The sequence below is a fragment of the Nonomuraea sp. NPDC000554 genome, from assembly GCF_040300065.1.
Lineage (GTDB): Bacteria > Actinomycetota > Actinomycetes > Streptosporangiales > Streptosporangiaceae > Nonomuraea.
The window spans coordinates 72,876-92,526 of record NZ_JBEPDC010000006.1 but is presented as its reverse complement, the minus strand read 5'-3'; the positions used below and the strand labels follow the sequence as shown (position 1 = coordinate 92,526).

General features: G+C 70.5%; 23 protein-coding genes. 18 read left to right on the top strand and 5 right to left on the bottom strand.

Annotated features, from left to right (window positions below; genetic code table 11):
• Positions 1-78: 78 nt before the first annotated feature.
• Genes ABT294_RS13765 through ABT294_RS13755 form a run of 3 tightly spaced genes read left to right on the top strand, consistent with a single transcriptional unit; the run spans position 79 to position 1,633 of the window.
• Positions 79-717 (top strand): nucleotidyltransferase domain-containing protein, encoded by a 639-nt coding sequence (locus ABT294_RS13765; protein WP_350805803.1) that lies wholly within the window; start codon positions 79-81, stop codon positions 715-717.
• Positions 714-1,250 (top strand): nucleotidyltransferase domain-containing protein, encoded by a 537-nt coding sequence (locus tag ABT294_RS13760; protein ID WP_350805802.1) that lies wholly within the window; start codon positions 714-716, stop codon positions 1,248-1,250. Before ABT294_RS13765 ends, ABT294_RS13760 begins: the two co-directional genes overlap by 4 nt.
• A gap of 8 nt (positions 1,251-1,258) precedes the next feature.
• The gene (locus tag ABT294_RS13755) at positions 1,259-1,633 is read left to right on the top strand and encodes a DUF6086 family protein (protein WP_350805801.1); all 375 of its coding nucleotides are present in this window, start codon (positions 1,259-1,261) and stop codon (positions 1,631-1,633) included.
• A gap of 32 nt (positions 1,634-1,665) precedes the next feature.
• Here the strand turns inward: ABT294_RS13755 and ABT294_RS13750 are convergent, their stop codons facing one another.
• Together ABT294_RS13750 and ABT294_RS13745 are read right to left on the bottom strand one after the other, a co-directional pair.
• Positions 1,666-4,086: a tyrosine-type recombinase/integrase gene (locus ABT294_RS13750; RefSeq protein ID WP_350805799.1), complete on the bottom strand. Its 2,421-nt coding sequence runs from the start codon at positions 4,084-4,086 to the stop codon at positions 1,666-1,668.
• Positions 4,083-5,333, bottom strand: a complete 1,251-nt coding sequence (locus ABT294_RS13745) for a tyrosine-type recombinase/integrase (protein WP_350805798.1) — start codon at positions 5,331-5,333, stop codon at positions 4,083-4,085. The genes ABT294_RS13750 and ABT294_RS13745 overlap by 4 nt, the downstream gene beginning before the upstream one ends.
• 78 nt (positions 5,334-5,411) lie before the next feature.
• On the opposite strand from ABT294_RS13745, the gene ABT294_RS13740 reads away from it, so the two are divergent.
• On the top strand, positions 5,412-5,747 hold the full coding sequence (locus ABT294_RS13740; protein ID WP_350805797.1) for a DNA polymerase beta superfamily protein: 336 nt from the start codon (positions 5,412-5,414) through the stop codon (positions 5,745-5,747).
• A gap of 77 nt (positions 5,748-5,824) precedes the next feature.
• Here the strand turns inward: ABT294_RS13740 and ABT294_RS13735 are convergent, their stop codons facing one another.
• Positions 5,825-6,748 (bottom strand): GNAT family N-acetyltransferase, encoded by a 924-nt coding sequence (locus ABT294_RS13735; RefSeq protein ID WP_350805796.1) that lies wholly within the window; start codon positions 6,746-6,748, stop codon positions 5,825-5,827.
• Between the two features lie 128 nt (positions 6,749-6,876).
• Between ABT294_RS13735 and ABT294_RS13730 the strand changes: the two genes are divergently transcribed.
• A complete protein-coding gene (locus ABT294_RS13730; RefSeq protein ID WP_350805795.1) occupies positions 6,877-7,809 on the top strand; it encodes a hypothetical protein in 933 nt (310 codons plus the stop codon).
• A gap of 11 nt (positions 7,810-7,820) precedes the next feature.
• The gene (locus tag ABT294_RS13725) at positions 7,821-8,339 is read left to right on the top strand and encodes a hypothetical protein (RefSeq protein WP_350805794.1); all 519 of its coding nucleotides are present in this window, start codon (positions 7,821-7,823) and stop codon (positions 8,337-8,339) included.
• 64 nt (positions 8,340-8,403) lie between these two features.
• Here ABT294_RS13725 and ABT294_RS13720 read toward each other — a convergent pair whose 3' ends face one another.
• The gene (locus tag ABT294_RS13720; RefSeq protein WP_350805793.1) at positions 8,404-9,201 is read right to left on the bottom strand and encodes a class I SAM-dependent methyltransferase; all 798 of its coding nucleotides are present in this window, start codon (positions 9,199-9,201) and stop codon (positions 8,404-8,406) included.
• A 146-nt stretch (positions 9,202-9,347) separates the two neighbouring features.
• On the opposite strand from ABT294_RS13720, the gene def reads away from it, so the two are divergent.
• The 6 genes from def to ABT294_RS13690 all read left to right on the top strand — a co-directional run bounded on the left by def (position 9,348) and on the right by ABT294_RS13690 (position 13,814).
• Positions 9,348-9,872, top strand: coding sequence for a peptide deformylase (def, locus tag ABT294_RS13715; protein ID WP_350805792.1), 525 nt, complete (start codon positions 9,348-9,350; stop codon positions 9,870-9,872).
• A gap of 28 nt (positions 9,873-9,900) precedes the next feature.
• Complete coding sequence (locus tag ABT294_RS13710) at positions 9,901-10,548, top strand: helix-turn-helix domain-containing protein (protein WP_350805791.1); 648 nt, start codon at positions 9,901-9,903, stop codon at positions 10,546-10,548.
• Positions 10,548-11,975, top strand: a complete 1,428-nt coding sequence (locus ABT294_RS13705; protein WP_350805790.1) for a pyridoxal phosphate-dependent decarboxylase family protein — start codon at positions 10,548-10,550, stop codon at positions 11,973-11,975. Before ABT294_RS13710 ends, ABT294_RS13705 begins: the two co-directional genes overlap by 1 nt.
• 219 nt (positions 11,976-12,194) lie before the next feature.
• Positions 12,195-12,611, top strand: a complete 417-nt coding sequence (locus ABT294_RS13700) for a CBS domain-containing protein (protein WP_350805789.1) — start codon at positions 12,195-12,197, stop codon at positions 12,609-12,611.
• 9 nt (positions 12,612-12,620) lie between these two features.
• Complete coding sequence (locus ABT294_RS13695) at positions 12,621-12,971, top strand: MmcQ/YjbR family DNA-binding protein (protein ID WP_350805788.1); 351 nt, start codon at positions 12,621-12,623, stop codon at positions 12,969-12,971.
• A 225-nt stretch (positions 12,972-13,196) separates the two neighbouring features.
• Positions 13,197-13,814 (top strand): TetR/AcrR family transcriptional regulator, encoded by a 618-nt coding sequence (locus ABT294_RS13690; protein WP_350805787.1) that lies wholly within the window; start codon positions 13,197-13,199, stop codon positions 13,812-13,814.
• A gap of 67 nt (positions 13,815-13,881) precedes the next feature.
• On the opposite strand, the gene ABT294_RS13685 is transcribed toward ABT294_RS13690, so the two are convergent.
• Entirely contained in the window at positions 13,882-14,781 is a 900-nt protein-coding gene (locus tag ABT294_RS13685; RefSeq protein WP_350805786.1) for a D-alanyl-D-alanine carboxypeptidase family protein, read from the bottom strand.
• Between the two features lie 108 nt (positions 14,782-14,889).
• Here ABT294_RS13685 and ABT294_RS13680 point away from each other — a divergent pair, with 108 nt between their 5' ends.
• The 6 genes from ABT294_RS13680 to ABT294_RS13655 all read left to right on the top strand — a co-directional run bounded on the left by ABT294_RS13680 (position 14,890) and on the right by ABT294_RS13655 (position 19,645).
• Positions 14,890-15,651: a DeoR/GlpR family DNA-binding transcription regulator gene (locus tag ABT294_RS13680; protein WP_350805785.1), complete on the top strand. Its 762-nt coding sequence runs from the start codon at positions 14,890-14,892 to the stop codon at positions 15,649-15,651.
• 37 nt (positions 15,652-15,688) lie between these two features.
• On the top strand, positions 15,689-16,624 hold the full coding sequence (pfkB, locus tag ABT294_RS13675; RefSeq protein ID WP_350805784.1) for a 1-phosphofructokinase: 936 nt from the start codon (positions 15,689-15,691) through the stop codon (positions 16,622-16,624).
• Between the two features lie 101 nt (positions 16,625-16,725).
• Complete coding sequence (gene mtlA / locus ABT294_RS13670) at positions 16,726-17,913, top strand: mannitol-specific PTS transporter subunit IIC (protein ID WP_350805783.1); 1,188 nt, start codon at positions 16,726-16,728, stop codon at positions 17,911-17,913.
• A 4-nt stretch (positions 17,914-17,917) separates the two neighbouring features.
• Entirely contained in the window at positions 17,918-18,226 is a 309-nt protein-coding gene (locus ABT294_RS13665; protein WP_350805782.1) for a PTS sugar transporter subunit IIBC family protein, read from the top strand.
• On the top strand, positions 18,219-18,644 hold the full coding sequence (locus ABT294_RS13660; protein ID WP_350805781.1) for a PTS mannitol transporter subunit IIA: 426 nt from the start codon (positions 18,219-18,221) through the stop codon (positions 18,642-18,644). Before ABT294_RS13665 ends, ABT294_RS13660 begins: the two co-directional genes overlap by 8 nt.
• Positions 18,641-19,645, top strand: a complete 1,005-nt coding sequence (locus tag ABT294_RS13655) for a zinc-dependent dehydrogenase (RefSeq protein ID WP_350805779.1) — start codon at positions 18,641-18,643, stop codon at positions 19,643-19,645. The genes ABT294_RS13660 and ABT294_RS13655 overlap by 4 nt, the downstream gene beginning before the upstream one ends.
• Positions 19,646-19,651: the final 6 nt, after the last annotated feature.

Below are 19,651 nucleotides of genomic sequence, written 5' to 3'. Positions count from 1 at the left end.
GGTCACCTGACCCTCCCTATTACGGGCCATGACCTTACCGTTACTCGCCAGCCTTGCGGGCATGCCAGGGTTGTCCGGGTGAGCGATGATCTGATCCTTTCCGTGGTGGTCGGGTCCCGGGCGTACGGGCTGGAGAGCGAAACGTCCGACACCGACAGGCGCGGCGTGTTCGCACCGCCCACGGCGGCCTTCTGGCGGCTGGACAAGCCGCCCACCCACCGCGACGGCCCGCTGCCCGAGCAGTTCTCCTGGGAGGTCGAGCGGCTCTGCGTGCTCGCCCTGGCGGCGAACCCCACCGTGCTGGAGTGCCTGTGGTCGCCGATCGTGGAGGCGTCCACGCCCGCCGGAGAGCGGCTGCGTGAGCTGCGCGGCGCCTTCCTGTCGCAGCGCGCCCACGAGACCTTCGCCGGGTACGCCGACACCCAGTTCCGCCGCCTCGACCCGGCGCGTCCGAAGTGGAAGCAGGCGATGCACATGATCAGGCTGCTGCTGAGCGGCCTGCACCTGGTACACCACGGCGAGCCGCTGGTCCGCGTGGGCGGGCACCGCGACCGGCTGCTGGCGGTCAGGCGCGGCGAGCTGCCCTGGGCCGAGGTCGACGCCTGGCGGGCCGGGCTGGCCGCCGGACTGGCCCGCACCGGCTCCGTGCTGCCGGCCGCACCGGACCGGGCGGCGGTGGACGACTTCCTGGCCGGCGTCCGCGAGGAGCGACTGTGAACCTGCCCTCCTGGCTGCCGGAGATCCCCGGCGAGCAGCCGCACCCGCTGGCCTTCGCCACCGTCAGCGGCGCCCACCTGTACGGCTTCCCGTCCGTCGACTCGGACGTGGACCTGCGGGGCGTGCACGTCCTGCCCGCCGAGCAGGTCGTCGGCCTGCGCACCGGACCCGAGACCCTCGACAGGACGTGGACGCGCGACGGGGTCGAGGTGGACCTGGTCACGCACGACCTGGCCAAGTTCTGCCAGCTGCTGCTGAACCGCAACGGCTACGTGCTGGAGCAGCTGCTCTCGCCGCTGGTCGTGAGCTCCTCACCGGTGCACGAGGAGCTGGTCGCCCTCGCGCCCGGATGCCTGACCCGCCACCACGCCCACCACTACCTCGGCTTCGCGCGCACCCAGTGGCGCCTGTTCGAGAGGACGGGCGAGCTGAAGCCGCTGCTTTTCCGGACTACGAAGTCCTTCGTCTCGGCGATCATGGGATGCGGGTTGGCGAACCGACATGACGACCCGCCTTGTGGCGATCCTGAATGAGGTGAGGGATGAGTCAGTACTTCCAAGTCGGAGAGCGTGTCCTCTGGAACCCTGCCACTGGCGTGGCCCGAGTTTTTGTGTCCTCTGCGGAAGCATTCGCCGATCTCGTGGCTCTGCCGACCGGAGTCGGCTCGGTGATCGCCGACGAATACGAGATCGACCTCGCAGTCTTCGGGACATTGGTCGACACTCTGGTTCATCGCTATGCCAACTCCAATCACATGATCTTGCGCTCCCTTATGGAGGGGTTCTTGGCAACGGCGTTAGTTCTTGTGCACCGGGGGAACGGCCTTCTTCCGGCCCTGGAGGCACTTAAAGATCATCCTGATGTCCGTCATCTGACCGAGCTGAGCAAACGTCATGCGGCGGCGATGGCATCGTGACGGCCGGAAGACGGTCACACATGATGGACGGATCACCTGCGCTCCCCGGGGATGACAGGCATACCGATGTCGACAGGGCTGTGGCCGCGGTTGCGGACAAGCCTGTTGAGTGACTGAAGCTTGCTGCGGGCTGCTCCGAGACTGATCTGGAGGCCCTGAACCTCTCCCAGCCATCCGTTGACCTGTGCCTCGCCGATGCGATCGGTGAGGTTGCGGATGATCTCTTCGAGACGGCGCCGCTGGGCCGGATCCACGCGGAGCATGGGGCATCGGATGCAGGCGTGCTCATGGGCGCAGGGAGTGCCATAGGGGCGGCCGCAGGTGCCGAGCTCGACCTTGCGTAGCTCGAAGTGCTTTTGGAATTCGTCCCATTCCTCGTCGGTGGGTTCCCGGTATTCGGCCATGGGACGGGAGGCCCGCCGTTTGTCGAGGAAGGTCCGGTAGGACCGGATCAGGTCGTCTTGGAAGACCGCCAGGTAGGCCTGAGTCGTGCTCAGGCTATGGTGACCGAGGATCCGGGCAGCGATGTGGACAGGTAGCCCGCCGGTGACCGCTTCCGTGACGAACATCCGGCGGAAGTCGTGCGGGGTGTAGCGGAGCGGCGCGCCAGCTCGATCTTCGAGTTTGGCTCGCGAGAGCGTGTCGTTGAGGAGCCGGACGACTACCTTTGTGCTGATGATCTCCCGGCGCCAGCCGACTCGGCGTTGGAACAAGTGCGGAAGGAGCGGACCGGTCGTTCGCTCGTGAGCGTCGTAACGAGCCGTCAATGGCACCCGGCCGTCGGCCTCTCTCACTCGGCTGATGACTGCGGCCAAGACACTGGCAAGTTCGGGCGTCACGAGCAGCAGGCGTTCCTCATTGCTCTTGGATGGCACGATCTGCAGCAACGGGACGATCTCCTTGGTGTCGGGCAGACGGTAGGAGATCAGCGCCAGATGAGTCAGCTCCAGTAGTTCTTCGATGCGGATGCCGGTGTGACGCAGCGTCTCGATGATCGCCCAGGCCCAGAAGGCGTCTTCTTCTGCCCGGAGTAGGTTGGTCTCTTCGCTGGTTTCCATGTTCTCGGCCAGCACGGCAGCGGGACCTCGCTGGGTCTCGCTGCGGTGGTTCGCGGTCTTGTGTGCGGTTCGCCGGAAGGTCGTCTCGTTGTGCTCGAAGGTCTCTCCAACCGATACCTGCTGGGCGGCCATCAGCAAGGCGGCTTGATCGTCGCGATGCCGTTCCGCGGCGTCGACCAAGGTCAGTAGATGTGGAAGGCGTTCTCGGACGCGCTGGTGCATCTCCGCGGTCCGAGCCCGGTTGCGCTTGGCGATTCCTTCGAGTTCGGTGCGTTTGATAGGGCAGCGGACGGCCCAGGCAGCCCACTGGGCCGGGTCTTGGTGAGCCCACTCCTGGATATCAAGATAGAAACTGCGGACTCGGCTCAAGATCTCCAGCCGTCCTTTCCTCGGCCGCCCCGCAGCGCCTTTCTTGGTGGTGAAGGCCACGCGTTCTTTCCACGTTGCCGCAATCTCGGGAGGTAGATCGAGGCTGTTGATGCCGGGGTGATGGGCTTCCATGTCGGCCCAAAAGGTGCCGGCCAGGGTGGTGACGAGTTGACGGAAGGAACTGAAGTCCATGCCGGGTCGTCGTTCGTCGAGGTAGCGGATCAGTACCTCACGAACGTCGTCGCATTCGAGCCGGAAGCGCGCGACCAGCTCCCGGGTAGGAGATTGGCCGGTGCGCAGAGCAGCTCGCAGGCTCTCGTCGACATCGAGCACGCCGATATCGCGGAGCACGTCCCATGCACCGTGGATTCCCGAGGTCTGCCGCCCGTAGCGCCCGATATTCCAGGCCCGGTAACCGAGCAGGTCATCGGCTGTCAACTGGTCGAGCTCCTTGCCGGTATAGAGAACCAGCTTGGCGAGCAGGGTGAGAGTCTGAGCGACTTGCCGTCCAACCATGCCGAGCCGCCTGGTGGCGGCCTCGGCTTCCTCGAAGCGTTCGGGTGATATCTCGGTCCGGACGTCGGTGAAGAGCCTGACGGCGTAATAGTCGACCAGGAATCCGTAGCTGGGACGTATGAGGCGCCCCAGCAGCAGCCCGGACAGTCCGTAGACGACCTCGCCCCTGAGCGATGCCGCAGATCGCTGCTTGGCCACAGCGAGGTCGTTGACCCAGCTGAGGGTCTCCCTGCCTGCCTCGCAGAAGCGCCAGCGAGCCTGCCAGCCGTCTCCCGGCTGTTCATTGAGCCAGATCAGCAGGTGTTCGGCGCCACTGAGTCTGCGCCGCAGTTGAGAAGCTGGGAGTGCGCTCCAGGCGCGCAGGAGGGTCAGCGACGACAGGACTTGCTGGATGGGGAGGTGATCGAGCAGCCCGCCGTCGAGCGGGATGGAAGGTGGCTCGGCGGGGAGGAGAAACGCTGGCACCGAAGACGTCGTGCTGTCGGCGATGATCGGTGACGTCGGTGTCATCGAGCGTCCCTTCCGAAGAGAATGTCCAGGTCCGTCGCGTTGTAGCCGATCGCCGGCGAGGCGGCAGTTTGTGGGGGTTGAGCGGTCTGCTGGCGCGTGGACAGGTACTCATGCACCCGGCGAATGACTACCTCCGGCTCCTCTTCGAGGTAGAGCTGAGTGGTTGTGAGGTGTGCGTGACCGAGTACGACTTGGATGTCACGCAAAGACAAGTCGTTGCTGCGCAGCATCCGCAGCGCGCACGTGTGCCGGAAGTCGTGCATGGTCCAGTTGGTGCCGAGCGATTCATTGACGCGGCGCAGAACGGCCCGTAGCGCGTCGTAGGTCAGCGGGCGGTAATGCAGCGGGGGCGTCCCAGGGCTACGACGGCGGAGAGTCCACCAGATTGTCCGGCTGAGATCGCAGCCTCGGAGTTGGTCAAGGTAGAGCCGCAGCCAGATGAAGGCCTCGGCGCTGACGGGAAGCCACTGTTCGGCACCTGTCCCCTTCCGGCGCACCCGCACCAGCTGATCGCCCCAGTCCACGTCAGGGCTGGTGATGCCAAGCAGCTCTCCGGCGCGGATGCCGCTACTGATCATGATGGTCACGATGGCACGATCGCGATCGGAGCGAAAAGCGGTGAACAGATCATCCCACTGCTGGTCGGGCATAGCCCGAGGACGGCGCTTGGGAACCGGCGGGTTGTAACGGAGCCTCCCCTCGGGACGGAACGGTTCCAACGGATTGTGATGAGCGTTTGGTCGCTGGCCTCGTGGGCGCTCTTGTGGCACCGGGTTGACCAGCGGACCCTCACCTCGCTCGATCCAAAATTCGTAGAAGCTGCGCAGCACAGCGTTGCTGTGTCGCACGGTCCGGGGCGCGTACTGATCGCTCGGGTAGTGCTTGCGGGTGATCGGGTTGATCGTCCCTGCGGTCGCGGCCGACGTTGTCCGTGTCGCCTTGGTCGGCTTGGGGGCTCGTTGGAGCCATAAGACGTACTCGCGAACCTCAGCCGAGGTGGCTTTCTCCCAGGCAACGCCGATCGCGTGCAGCCATCGCCACCAGCGCAGGAGAACGTAGGCGTAGCTTCGGACGCTTCCCGCCTTCTGTCCTCGGGCGACGAAATCGCGAAGATAGCGACGGATCGGCTCCACCGGCTGTCCTTCGGGATCGAGGACGTCGTACGGCACGGCATGGGCTGTCGGTACGACCCGTCCCCAATCAGGCAGTCGAATCGCCTCAAGGTCATACTCGTTGTCGTCGGACATCGCCACACGCACCTCCATGAACGAGGGAACGCGCGCTTGTTTACCTTCAAGCAGAGGTATCGAGGGTAGGACACGCCCATGTCGATGCCCGTAGTCCGGTCAATAGGTCTCTACACGTTCAGGGTGCTGGCGACGGGCACGCACCTGATGCGCACCGGCTCGCTCGACGCCGACCTGACGCACCTGTACGCGTACGGCCCGCCGTACCTGCCGGAGCTGGTGGCCGCCAAGCGGGAGGCCGAGCACGGCGAGGCGCCCCCGGTCGCGACCGCGGGCGAGGACGTGGCGCGGCTGACTGCGGCGCTGGAGGCGGCCAGGGACGCCTCGCGGCTGCCCGAGACCGCCTCCGCGCACGAGGGCCTGCACGCGCTGGTCGTCCGCACGCGGCTGCCTCACCTGGACGGTCCTGCCTGACGCCGGGCGAGCCTGGCCGCGGGTCGCCATGGGCGGGCCGCCGTGTGGCGGCGGCCCGCCCGTGCCGGGTGGCGGTGTTACGTGGCCTGTGACAGGACCAGCCTGACGGCGAAGTTGCGGTAGCCCGCCCGTTCGAAGGCCCTGGCCATCGGGACGTTGCCCGCGTCGGTGTCGGCGACGACGCGCTGGACGCCGCGCGCCGCGTGGATGCGGGTGATCTCGCCGAGCAGCTCGTCCACGTACCCGTGGCCGCGCTGCTCGGGCAGCACGCCGAGGTAGCCGACCACCGGCCCGGCGTTGTTGGCGGACGGCAGCGCGACGCCCACCAGGTCGCCGTCCTTCGTGTGCGCGAGCCGCCACCAGGACCGGTCGCCGGGCATCTCCCGGTACCCGGCGACGTCCTGGCGGGCCTGCTCCTGCGGGGGCGTGGTGGCCAGGGCCTGCCGGGTGTGGAAGTCGAGCGTCCCGACGGCCACGCGGCGGAAGGCGTCCACGAAGACCTCGTCGTCGTCCTCGCCGCTGAAGATCAGCCTGCCCGACGGCTCGGGCACCGGCGTGTCGGCCGTCCACTCGTAGCGGAGCCGTTCCAGTTCCTCGGTCAGCCCGGCGCGTCCGGCGGCCTCCCACCGCCAGGCGACGGCCGCCGACGCCTTGGGGTCGTCGCGCCAGCCGTTCGCGACGAACACGTGGTATTCGGGCGCGTCGCCGTACTGCGCGTGGGCGTGCCGGAGCAGCTCTGCCGCGAGGCCGACGCGGTCCTCGACCGAGGGGTGGACGTAGACGCAGTCGAGCGCGAGCGGGTCGCCGCCGGGGAAGCCCCACCAGACGGCGCGGGCCAGGATCTCGCCGTCGCGTTCGGCGACCCAGATGTGGTCGTGGCGGTAGTGGCCGGACTCCAGGAAGGAGAGCAGCCGTTCGGGGTGGGCCCAGCTGATGGACTCGTCGACGACGCAGCCGAGCAGATGGTCGAGGTCAGCCTCGACCGTGGAGCGGAAAAGCACAGGTCCTCCGAAGAGCGGGGATGGACGCGGTGAGCGTCCAGGAACTACGGAACATCTCAGCGCCTCCTTTCTTCCGACTTTTCGGGGCCACGTGCACCTTAGCGTAAATATCGCGACAGGATGGGGCGGTGGGCTCCTATGACGACGACACCCTGCCACTGCAACCGCCGGTCCGCCTGCCCTCCGAGGCGGAGCTGGCGGCGGCCGTCCGTACCGCGCCGCTCGCCGCGGAGCCGCTGGGGGACGGCGGCGAGATCCCGGCCGACGGCGCGGACGTGCTCGAAGCCTGGTTCAAGCGGCTCGGCGACGAGGAGGGCCTGCTGCTGGAGGTGGTCCGGCGGTTCCTGTCGCCCGAGCCGCCCGAAGGGGACGTCCCCGAGCTCCTCACCGGCCTGGGGCTGGTACGGGAGGCGAAGCCGCACGCCCTGACCCCGCTCGGGCTGTGGGCCGGACGGCGGATCATCGCGGAGACCACCGGGCAGCACATCCCGATCACGGGCTCCCTCGCCGACGCCGACGCCGCCACGCTCCTGCACGGCCTGCGCTCCTACCCCGAGCCGGAACGCGCCGAAGAACTGGCGGGCTGGCTGTCCGGCAGGGACCCGGACGAGGCGGCGGCCGCCATCGCGGCCGTCCTGCCCGAGGTGAGCCCGCTGAGCAGGGCCGTCGGCGTCGAGTTGCTGGCGTCCGACCTGGGCGAAGCGGGGCGCCGGAGTCTCGACGCGCTGATCGGCGAGCCCCGCGTGGGTGCGGTGGTGGCCGCCCGGCTGGGCCGCGACGACCGCCTGCCGTCGGCCGACGAGATCGCCTGGGTGCTCGTCGACATGGCGTCCACGCTGCTGGAGTTCGGCGGCGAGACGGACGAGGTGATCGAGTCGGTCGCGAAGGGCATGGAGCCCGAGGACCAGGCGAGCACGATCGCGATCCTCGCCTTCGGCGACCATCCGTGGACCGAGCGGGTGCTGCGCGTCTTCATCGACCACCACCCGGACGAGCGCGTCTCGGCGGCGGCCCGCAAGGCGCTGCGCAGGCTACACGGCCTGGCGGACGTGCGCGGGTAGAGTCGGCTGCGATGACGAAACATACGATCTCCCCGCAGACCGGCATTCTCGGTGACGCGTTCGCCTGCGACTGCGGCGCCGTCCTGGCCGACAGGATGACGGCCGAGCTGCACGCCTCCGAGAACAACCAGTGCACGGTCTGCCTCGGCTCGGCCGAGGAGCAGGTGGTGCCGGGGCTGACGCGCGGCTGCACGGCCTGCGCGGCGACGGGCCGCCGCAAGGAGCAGATCACCTGGCAGCTCGCGCACGCGGAGGCCACGCAGGTGATCACGCTCAGCGTGGTGCGGGGCGTCGTCGCCGAGCTCGACGGGCCGTTCCACCTGTCGGAGATCGCCGACCTGGTCCGGGACGGGCTCGGCCTCCCGGCAGGCCGCCTCCCGGTGGGGCCCCGGGTCCGCGACCTGCTGCTGGACATGCAGGCGGCGGGCGAGATCACCATGCTGTCCGCTCCCGACGAGCTGCTCGACGGCGCGGACGTGGTCCTCTACCGCGACCCCCAGTGGCAACGGGCCCGCACGCTGGGCCTCTAACGAACGGGCCCCCACGCTGGGCCTCTGACCCGAGGCGCGGGGCGCGGGTGGGCGCGGCGTCGGGTCAGTGGACGCGGCAGAGGATCTCGCCGTGCAGGATCGACAGCCAGCCGTCCTCGCAGGCCGCCCATTCCCGCCATCCGTCCGAGATGCGCCGCAGGTCGTCCTGGGTGGCCGCGCCGGTGGCGAGTGCTTGGCGGGCCATGGCGGAGTGCAGGACCCGGTCCGCCCACATGCCGCCCCACCAGGCCCGGTCGTCGGGAGTGGCGAAGCACCAGGTGGACGAGGTCGCGGTGACGTCCTCGAAGCCCGCGGCCCTGGCCCAGGACAGCAGGCGGCGGCCCGCGTCCGGTTCGCCGCCGTTGCCGCGCGCCACCTTCTGGTAGAGCGCCATCCACTCGTCCAGCGCGGGCAGCCGCGGGTACCAGGCGAACGCGTCGTAGTCGCTGTCGCGCACCGCGACCAGGCCGCCCGGCTTCGTCACCCGGCGCATCTCGCGCAGCGCCCGCACCGGGTCGCCGACGTGCTGGAGCACCTGGTGGGCGTGGACGGCGCAGAAGGCGTCGTCGGGGAAGTCCAGCGCGTGCACGTCGGCGACGGCGAAGGAGACGTTGGGCGTCCCTCTGGCCGCCAGCTCCGCCCTGGCCAGTTCCAGCGCCTCCTCGGTCACCTCGGACGCCGTCACGTGGCTCACCCGCTCCGCCAGGTCGGCGGTGATGGTGCCGGGGCCGCTGCCGACGTCCAGGAGCTTCATCTGCGGTTGGAGGTGGGGCAGCAGATAGCCGGCCGAGTTCTCGGCGGTGCGCCAGCGGTGCGACCGCAGCACTGATTCGTGGTGGCCATGCGTGTATACGGCATCCATCGGAAAACTCCCTCGTTTCTCCTCTGATGCCGGAGACCCTACAACGAGTCTCATCATTCAAGAAGAAATGTCTTAAAATATGAGACACTGGCCAAGCTCGGTACACTTTGAGCCGACAAGTCGGGCTTGAGGAAGGGGAGTTGGTCGTGGGAGAGGTCCGGCCGATCACACGCGTGGGCGATCCGGTGCTGCACAACCCGTGCGAGGCGGTCACCAGGTTCGACGGCGACCTGGAGGCGCTGGTCGACGACATGTTCGCGAGCATGTACGCGGCCGAAGGCGTGGGCCTGGCGGCCAACCAGATCGGCGTCCCGCTGCGGGTGTTCGTCTACGACTGCCCCGACGAGAACGGCGAGCACCACAAGGGCGTCGTCGTGAACCCGTCGCTGGAACTGCCCGCCCTGGGCGAGCGCCACCTCGACCCCGGCGACGAGGGCTGCCTGTCGGTGCCCGGCCAGTTCGCGCCGCTCCCCCGCCCCGACCGCGCCGCGGTCCGCGGCTTCGACGTCAAGGGCGACCCGGTCACCGTCGAGGGCACCGGGCTGCTGGCCCGCTGTCTCCAGCACGAGACCGACCACCTCGACGGCCACCTCTACATCGACCGCCTCCCGGCCAAGCGCCGCAAGCAGGTCCTCGCCGCCTACGAGCAGTCTCACGCCGCATCGCTATAGCGGACATTTCACCGCTATAGTGGAGGACATGGACGGAGTTCTCTCCAGCGGCCTGACGATGGCCGAGCTCGGGTCGCGTGTCAGAGCCGAGCGTCGTTCCCGTGGTTTCTCCGTGGAGCGGCTGGCCGAGCTGAGCGGCATCAGCCGCAGCATGGTGTCCGAGGTGGAGCGGGGGGCCAAGACGCCGAGCGTGCTCGTCCTGGACCGGCTCGCGACGGCGCTGGGCACCTCCATCGCCCGACTGCTGGACGAGCCCGCGCACGCGGTCCCGCGGGTGCTGCGCCGCGCGGAGCAGCGCGTGCTGCGCGACCCGTCCGGGTGGGAGCGGCGCGTCCTGTCGCCCGTGCTGGCGGACGTCGAGTTCGAGTTCATGCGCACCACCCTCGGCCCCGGCGTCGACGCCGGGGAGTTCGCCCCGCACGCGCCCGGCTCGCGCGAGTACCTGGCCGTCGAGTCGGGCACCCTGCGCCTCACGATCGACGACAGGCCGCACGAGCTGCGCGCGGGCGACTCCGCCTACTACCCGGGCGACCGCCGCCACGCCTTCGCCAACGACGGCGACACCGACTGCGTGTACTACCTGGCCATGGAGCTGGGCGGCCCCGAGCCGGGCCACCAGGCGCACCCGGCGAAGACCGACGACGAACACCACGTCTCCCGGAAGGAGGCGTCCTGATGGACGAACTGCGGCAGGCCGCCGCGAAGGCGGCCGACCTCATGGCCGACCACCTCGAGCGGGTCGGCGACGGGCCGGTCTGGCAGCCGGTGCCCGACGGCGACCGCGCCTGGCTCACCACGCAGCAGATGCCCGAGCGCGGACGCCCCCTGGACCAGCTGCTCGACGACGCGCGCAGCCGGATCATGACCCACCCCATGGGCAACGGCCATCCCCGCTTCTTCGGCTGGGTGAACTCCCCGCCGTCGCCTGCGGGCGCCGTCTTCGAGCCGCTGGCGGCGGCGCTGAACCCGAGCTGCGCGGGCGGCGACCACGCTGGCCCCCTCCTGGAACGGACGGTCGTGCGCTGGCTGGCCGGCCTCGTCGGCTTCCCCCATCCGCCCGGCGGCGGGCTGCTGACCAGCGGGGCGTCCATGGCGACCATCGTCTGCCTGGCCGGCGCCCGCCAGCGGGCCACGCTCGCCGACGGCTGGGACGCCCGCGAGGACGGCCTGTCAGGGCACCCGCCGCTCATCCTGTACGTCTCGGCCGAGGGGCACAGCTGCCTGCACAAGGCCGCCCAGCTCCTGGGGCTCGGCGCGCGCCAGGTGCGCACGGTCCCGGTGGACTCCCACTACCGGATGGACGTCGCCGCGCTCCGATCGATGATCGCCGCGGACGCCGCCGCCGGGCTGCGCCCGTTCTGCGTGGCCGCCAGCGCCGGCACCGTCAACTCCGGCGCCGTCGACCCCCTGGACGCGATCGCCGACGTGGCCGCCGAACACGGCCTGTGGTTCCACATCGACGGCGCCTACGGAGCGCTGGGCATCCTCGCCGACGGCGCCGCGCCCGCCTTCGCGGGGCTCGACCGGGCCGACTCGCTGGCGCTCGACCCGCACAAGTGGCTGGGCGTCCCGGTCGGCTGCGGGTGCGCGCTCATCGCCGACCCCGCCGCCACCCGTGCCGCGTTCAGCCTGGTGCCGTCCTACCTGGTGGACGAGAACGCCGACGACCTGGGCTGGTTCGCCGAGTACGGGCCGGAGCAGAGCCGTCCGTTCCGGGCGCTGAAGACCTGGGCGACCCTGTCGCACCTCGGCCGCGACGGCGTGGCCCGCCTGGTCGACCACACGACCGGGCTCGCCCGCACGCTGGCGTCCATGGTCGGGGACGCGGGCGACTTCGAGCTGCTCGCCCCGGTCACCACGTCCATCACTGCGTTCCGCTACCGCCCCGAGGGCGCGCAGGCGCGGGACGGCGACGGGCTCGACGCGCTCAACCGCGCCATCCCCGCCGCCGTCCAGAGGCGGGGCAACGCCTTCCTCACCGGTACCCGGCTCGGCGGCACCGACGCGCTGCGCACCTGCATCCTGCACCCGGACACCACCGAGGGCGACCTGGCGGTGCTGCTCGACGAGATCCGCGCGGCGGCCAAGGACCTCAGCCGCTGACCACTCCCCCGACCGGGACGCGCTGAGCGCCCCGGTCGGCCGGGACCTCTCCCGGACGGGCGAGCCCGTCGCACCGGACGCGACGTCAAGGAATGTGCTCGTCCCGCACTCCGACACGCGGGCCGACCGCAAGTGAACGGTGCGGTGAGACGTTTCCAGGTGAGCAACGCCTCCCCCTGGGTAGGGGGTGGGCCGGGTAGCGGCTAGCAGGAGGACTCCATGGCCGAAACCGTGGCAGAGGTCATGACCACGCACCCCGTGCGGGTCGAGGCGGACCAGCCCGTGTCCGTGGCGGCGGCGCTGATGCGTGACCACGACACCGGAGCGCTGATCGTCAACGACAACGGGCGCATGCTCGGCATCGTCACCGACCGCGACATCACCGTGCGCGTGGTCGCCGACGATCGCGGTCCCGACACGCCCGTGCGCGAGGCGGCCAGCTTCGACGTCGAGGCCATCTGTCCCGACACGAGCATCGACCAGGCAGTCCGGCTGATGCGTTCGCACGCCGTACGCCGCCTGCCGGTCGTCGAGGACGGCCGGGCGGTCGGCATCGTCAGCCTCGGCGACCTCGTGAGGGAGAGCGACCCCACCTCCGCGCTCGCCGACATCTCCGCGGCGGAGGGCACCCACTAGATTGGCCCTGTGGTCACAGTCGAGGACGTGCGGCGGCTCGCCGGCACTCTCCCCCGCTCGTCGGAGCACCTCATCAGGGATCGCGTGAAGTTCCGGGTCGGCCCCATCGTTTATGTGGCCTTTTCGCGCGACGAGTCGATGATGGGCTTCGCGTTCCCGAAAGAGGAACGAGCCGCTCTGGTGGCGGCCGAACCCGACAAGTTCCTGATGCCGCAGGATTCGGACCTGCGATACAACTGGCTGCAAGTCCGGCTGGCGGCCATCGACGAGGCAGAGATGCGCGAGCTGGTGCTGGAAGCCTGGCGGATGGTCGTGCCGCAAAAGGTGCGTTTACTCCAAGAACGGCAGGCGGGCCGCTGAAATTGGCGTGCCAGCCGCGAGCCACCACGCCTCCGGCCCGGTGAGCTCGTAGACACGTGGCCCGGCTCGCGCAGAACGGCGGCTGCGACCCCGGCGTTCCCGTCGGGGTCGATGGTCGGCGGCCCAACGTCTCCGAACGGCGCGATCACCGTGCGGCGGGCGGAGTCAGTTGGTTGGCCGACTCAGAAGAGTCCGTAGCAGACCCCGCCGCCTATAGTTAGTCAGGTGACTGACTCGAAAGGCTCCCGGGTGAAGACGGCGACCGCCAAACGGCAGCGACTGATGTCCGCCGCCGCCCAGGTCGTGCACCAGCAGGGCGCGGAGCGCACCACCATCGCCGACATCGCCCGCGCCGCAGATGTCCCGGTGGGCAACGTGTACTACTACTTCAAGACCAAGGACGAGCTCGTCGCGGCCGCGCTCACCGAACACGCCCGCCAGCTGGAGATCCTCACCGACCGGCTGGATCGCCTTCCCGATCCGGGAGCGCGGCTCAAGGGGCTCGTGGAGGCGTGGATCAGCCAGCGCGATCTCGCGGCCCGCTACGGCTGCCCCACGGGAACGCTGGCCACCGAGCTGGACAAGCGCGACGAGGGCGGCCTGGACGTGGAGGCGGGCAAGGTCATCCGGCTGCTGCTGGACTGGGTCGAACGGCAGTTCCGCGAACTCGGGCAGCCCGATCCCGACGAGCTCGCCCTGACACTGGTGGGCGCCTACCAGGGCATGTCACTTCTGGCCAACGCCCTGCGCGACCCCGCCGTCATGACGCGCCAGGGCACCCGCCTGATCAGCTGGCTGGACTCCCTGTCCGGCCCGCAACGCGCCGCGGCCGGCCACGGGTGAGGCCGGCCACGGGTAAAGCCTGCGACGGGTGAGGTCGGCGACGGGAACGCCGAGCGCGGGACCGCGCTCAGGAGGGCAGGCCGCGGTTCAGGTCCTGGGTGAGCCGGGTGACGCGGTCGACCGAGGCGCTCCACGTCCCCCCTGCCGGGTGCGCCGTCAGCACGGCCATGATCAGGCGCTCGTCCTTGCCGAGGAGCCCGGTCGTGTGCAGGACGGGACGGCCGTAGTCGGGCACGCCTGAGCCGCGGGCGCGGAAGGCGACGGCGGAGATCGCCCCGCCCGACGCCGGGTTGGCCTGGCACCTGGCGGGCGGGACCGTCCCGAACCCGGACCAGCCCTGCTTGACCGCCCACGGCCGCGGCACCGCGCCGGGGATGCCGAAGGACTGGTCGAAGCCGTCGGTGCCGCACCGGGTGGACTCACGCAGGTGCCCCAGGATGGTGTCCCTGACCTTGGGGGCGGCCGTGTCGAGCAGGTAGCGGTAGGTCCTGACGATGTCGTACGCGCTGAGCGAGGTGTAGCCCCAGAAGCCGGGCTTGGACGCGGGCGGCGGCGTGGTGTCGGACAGGCCGAGCTTCCGGGCCATCCGCTGGATGATCGCCCCCTTGCCGCGGCGGTTCCAGAACGTGGAGGCGGCGTCGTCGTCGCTGGAGCGCAGCATGACCTTCAGCAGCCCGGCGTCGGCCGGCGGGACGCTCGCGCCGCTCTCCAGGTAGTCGATCGCGATCAGGATCTTGACGACCGACGCCGAGCGGAACTTCCTGTGCGGGTTCCTGGTCGCGACGATCCTGCCCGCCTTCCTGTCGAAGACCAGCCATGCGGCCGTGGTGCCCGCCGGCACACGCGGCGACTGCGCCGCGCGGGCGGGCGCGCTCGACGGGGCGGCGGACGCCGGGCTCGCCGGGGCTCCGGCGAGGCATCCGGCGGCAAGGGGGACGGCTGCCGCCACGGCGGCCCACGGCTTCATTCGCATCCGCCTATAACTACCAGATTCGGATATGCCTCTCTTGACCATCCCATGGAAACGGGTATAAACACAGAGGAAACCACAGCGAAACGGCGGTGAACCAACATCATGTACGCCGAGGAGCGGCAACAGGAGATCCTCACCAGGGCGCGCGCCGCCGGGCGCGTCGATGTGGTGGCCCTGGCCGGCGAGCTCGACGTGACCACCGAGACGATCCGCCGCGACCTCACCGTGCTGGAACGCGCCGGTGTGCTGCGCAGGGTGCACGGCGGCGCGATCCCCGTCGAACGGCTCGGCTTCGAACCGGCCCTGGCCGCCCGCGACGAGGTGCTGACCGCGGAGAAGGAGCGCATCGCCAAGGCGGCGCTGGCCGAGCTGCCGGAGGACGGCTCGGTCATCATCGACGCGGGCAGCACCACGGGGCGGCTGGTGCAGATCCTGCCCGCCGACCGGGAGCTCACGGTCGTGGTGAACTCGCCGCCGCTGGCGACCGTCCTGGCCGCCCGCGCCAACCTGCACGTCATCATGCTCGGCGGACGGCTGCGCGGCCGCACCCTGGCCACCGTGGACGACTGGGCGCTGCAACCCCTGTCGCAGCTCCACGTGGACGTGGCGTTCATGGCCACCAACGGCTGCTCGGCCGCCAAGGGCCTGACCACGCCCGACCCGGCCGAGGCGGCCATCAAGCGGGCCATGGTCAGGGCCGCCCAGCGCAGCGTGCTGCTGGCCGATCACACCAAGTTCACCAACACCTACCTGGCCAGGTTCGCCGCGCTGAGCGAGATCGACCTGGTGATCACCGACACCGGCCTGGACGTGACGCTCGCCGCCGAGTTGTCGGCGGCGGGCCCGGAGGTGGTACGCGCATGACCGGCATCACTACGGCGAGGCGTCCCCGGTGGCGCCGATGATCCTCACCCTGACCCTCAATCCCAGCCTGGACCGCACGATCGAGATCGCGTCGCTCACCAGGGCGGCCGTCATCCGGGCCGCGGCCGCCCGGCTGGACCCCGGCGGCAAGGGCGTGAACGTCTCGCGGGCCCTGCTCGCCAACGCCGTCACCTCGCGGGCCGTGGTGCCGTTCGGCGGCGACGAGGGCAGGCAGCTCGTCCGGCTGCTCACTCTGGAGGGCCTTGACATGGTGACCGTGCCGGTGGCCGGGACGACCAGGTCGAACGTCACGCTCGCCGAGCCCGACGGCACCATCACCAAGATCAACGAACCGGGCACGGCCCTGTCTCCCGCCGAGCTGGACACGATCGCCGACGCGGTGCTGGCCGCCGCGCACGAGGCCGACTGGGTGGTCGCGTCCGGCAGCCTGCCGCCGGAGGTCCCCGCGGACGTGTACGCGAGGCTGTGCCGCAGGTTCGCCGGGGCGGGCATCCACGTCGCGGTCGACACCAGCGGCCCCGCCCTCGCCTGCGCACTCGCCGCGGGCCCCGCGCTGGTCAAGCCGAACCTCGACGAGCTGACCGCCGCCACCGGCATGCCGATCCGCCGCGTCGGCGACGTGGTGGAGGCGGCGGGCAAGCTCAGGGCGGCGGGCGCGCGGGCCGTCCTGGCCAGCCTGGGCGGCGACGGCGCCGTCCTGGTGGAGGAGGACGGCATCTGGTACGGCGAGGCCGCGGTCACCGAGCCGCGCAGCGCGGTCGGCGCGGGGGACGCGATGCTCGCGGGCTTCCTGGCCGCCGGCGGACGCGGCAGGGACGCCCTGCTGGAAGGGCTGGCCTGGGGCGCGGCGGCCGTCCGCCTCCCCGGCAGCCGGATGCCCGGCCCGGCCGACATCAGCCGCGACGCCGTGCGCATCAGCCCGCCCGACCCGTCCCGCCCCGTCCACAGCTGACCCCACGCACCGACCCCCGACGCTCGCCACTCCACGGAGACCCGCACCACGAGGACCCGCACCACGAAGACCCTGCTCATCCCCCCGAAGGAGCACGTCCGATGGCCGACACCTACACTCCCCCGGTCTACGGGACCGGCGTCAAGGCCACAATCCAGCGGCTCGGCGGCCACCTGGCCGGCATGATCATGCCGAACATCGGCGCGTTCATCGCCTGGGGCCTGATAACCGCGCTCTTCATCCCCACCGGCTGGCTGCCGAACGCGGCGCTGGCCGCGATGGTGAACCCGATCATCACTGCCCTGCTGCCGATCCTCATCGCCTACACCGGGGGCCGGATGGTCCACGGGCAGCGCGGCGCGGTGGTGGGGGCGGTCGCGGTGATGGGCATCGTCGTCGGGTCGGACAGCCCGATGTTCCTGGGCGCGATGATCATCGGCCCGCTGGCCGCCTTGATCCTGAAATATGTGGACAAGTTCACTGAGCAGCGGACCAAGGCCGGGTTCGAGATGCTCGTGGACAACTTCTCCGCCGGCATCGTGGGCGGCGCGATGGCCGTCGCGGGCGTGTGGGGCATCGGCCCGATCGTCCGCACCGTGACCACGGCCGCGGGCGGCGCCGTCGAGTGGCTGATCGGGCACGACCTGCTGCCGGTGGCGTCCGTGCTGATCGAACCGGCCAAGGTGCTGTTCCTGAACAACGCCATCAACCACGGCGTGCTGGGCCCGCTCGGGGTCGCGGAGTCCGTGCGGCACGGCAAGTCCATCCTGTTCATGCTGGAGTCGAACCCGGGGCCCGGCCTCGGGCTGCTCCTGGCCTACCTGCTGTTCGGCCCGCGTCCGCTGCGGCCGAGCACGCCCGCCGCGATGATCATCCACTTCTTCGGCGGGATCCACGAGATCTACTTCCCCTACGTCCTGATGAAGCCGCGGCTCATCCTCGCTGTCATCTTGGGCGGCGCGGCCGGGGTGTTCACGTTCATGGTCACCGGGGCGGGCCTGGTCGCCACGCCGTCGCCCGGCAGCATCTTCGCCTACCTGGCGGTGACCCCGCGGGGCGGCTGGCTGGGCGTGATCGCCGGGATCGTCATCGCCACGGCCGTGACGTTCGCCGTCGCCGCCCTGCTGCTCGGCTTCGGCCGCAGTGAGAAGGCAGGCGAGAAGGCCGAGCCGCCCACGGAGGCCGCCCCCGAAGCGACCGCCGTCACCGACGCGCCCGCCGACGAAGTGACCGAGCCCACCCCCATCGGGGACGACCAGCGAGCCCAGCCCGTCGCCAAGGAGGCCTGACGCCATGACCAGCATCGACAGCAAGGACATCCACAAGATCATCGTCGCCTGCGACGCCGGGATGGGCAGCAGCGTGATGCTCGCCAGTCAGCTGCGCAAGCAACTCAAGTCGACCGGAGTCGCGGTCGAGCACACCCCGGTGAACTCCATCCCGGCCGACGCGGACGTGGTCCTCTGCCACGCCGGCCTGGCGGCCAGGGCCAGGGCCGCCGCGCCCGGGAAGGTGCTGGTGTCGTTCCAGATCTTCCTCGGCGACCCCGCGGTGACCAGGCTGGTCGACACGATCAGGAACGGCGGCACGGTCGATGCGTGACGACCTGCTCGACGCCCGCGCCGTGCTGCTGCACGAGGTCGCCGCCGACAAGGCCGAGGCGATCCGGCGGTGCGGGCGCGCGCTGGTCGAGGTGGGCGCGGTGGACGAGCCGTACATCGAGGCCATGCTCGAACGCGAGCGGACGATCTCCACCTACGTCGGCGAGGAGGTGGCCATCCCGCACGGGACGGCCGCCGCCAAGGAGGTCATCAGGCGCGACGCGATCTGCGTGGTGCGCTTCCCCGACGGGGTCGACTGGGACGGCGAGCGGGTCACGCTCTGCGTGGGCATCGCCGCCAGGGACGGCGGCCAGGTGCCGCTGCTGGCCGCGCTCGCGGACATCCTGCTCGATCCGGACCGTGCCAGGGCCCTGCGCGAGGCGACAGAGGTCCACCAGGTAGTGAAGGAGCTCACGTGAAGGTCGCCAGATTCCACGCTCCCGGGGACATCAGGATCGAGGACGCCCCCGAGCCCGTCGCGGGTCCCGGCGAGCTGAAGATCAGGGTGCGCAACTGCTCGACCTGCGGCACCGACGCGAAGATCTTCCGCTTCGGCCACCACCACATCAGGCCGCCACGGGTGATGGGGCACGAGATCGCGGGCGAGGTGGCCGAGACCGGCGAACGGGTGCAGGTGATCGCGGCGATCCCGTGCGGGACGTGCGAGGAGTGCCGCCGCGGCCGGATGACCGTCTGCCCGCGCCAGGAGTCGATGGGCTACCACTACGACGGCGGCTTCGCCGAGTACCTGGTGGTCCCGGCCAAGGTGCTGGCGGTGAACGGGGTGAACGCCGTCCCCGACGGGGTGGGGTTCGCCGAGGCGTCGGTGGCGGAGCCGCTGGCGTGCGTGCTCAACGGGCAGTCGCTGGCGCGCGTGGGCGCGGGCGACGACGTGGTCGTGATGGGCGCGGGCCCGATCGGCTGCCTGCACGTCCGCATGGCGCGGGCGCGCGGCGCGGCGCGGGTCTTCCTCGTGGACGTCAACGCCGACCGGCTGGCGATGGCCGCCGAGCTGGTGCGTCCCGACACGGTGATCGACGGCGACCCGGTGGAGCAGGTGCTCAAACTGACGGGCGGCAGGGGCGCGGACGTCGTCGTCACGGCGGCGGCCTCGGGCGCGGCGCAGGAGCAGGCGGTGCTGATGGCGGCGAGGCAGGGCCGCATCAGCTTCTTCGGCGGCCTCCCCAAGGACTCTCCGGTCATCCGCCTGGACTCCAACCTCGTGCACTACCGCGAGCTGACGATCGTCGGCGCGAACGGGTCGAGCCCCGCGCACAACGCCGAGGCGCTGCGGCTGATCGCCGAGGGCGCCGTCCCGGTGGCCGACCTGATCACTCACCGGCTGCCGCTGTCCCGGGTGCTCGACGGGATCGACCTCGTCAGCCGGGGCGAGGCCATCAAGGTCACGATCGAGCCGTGAGGAGGG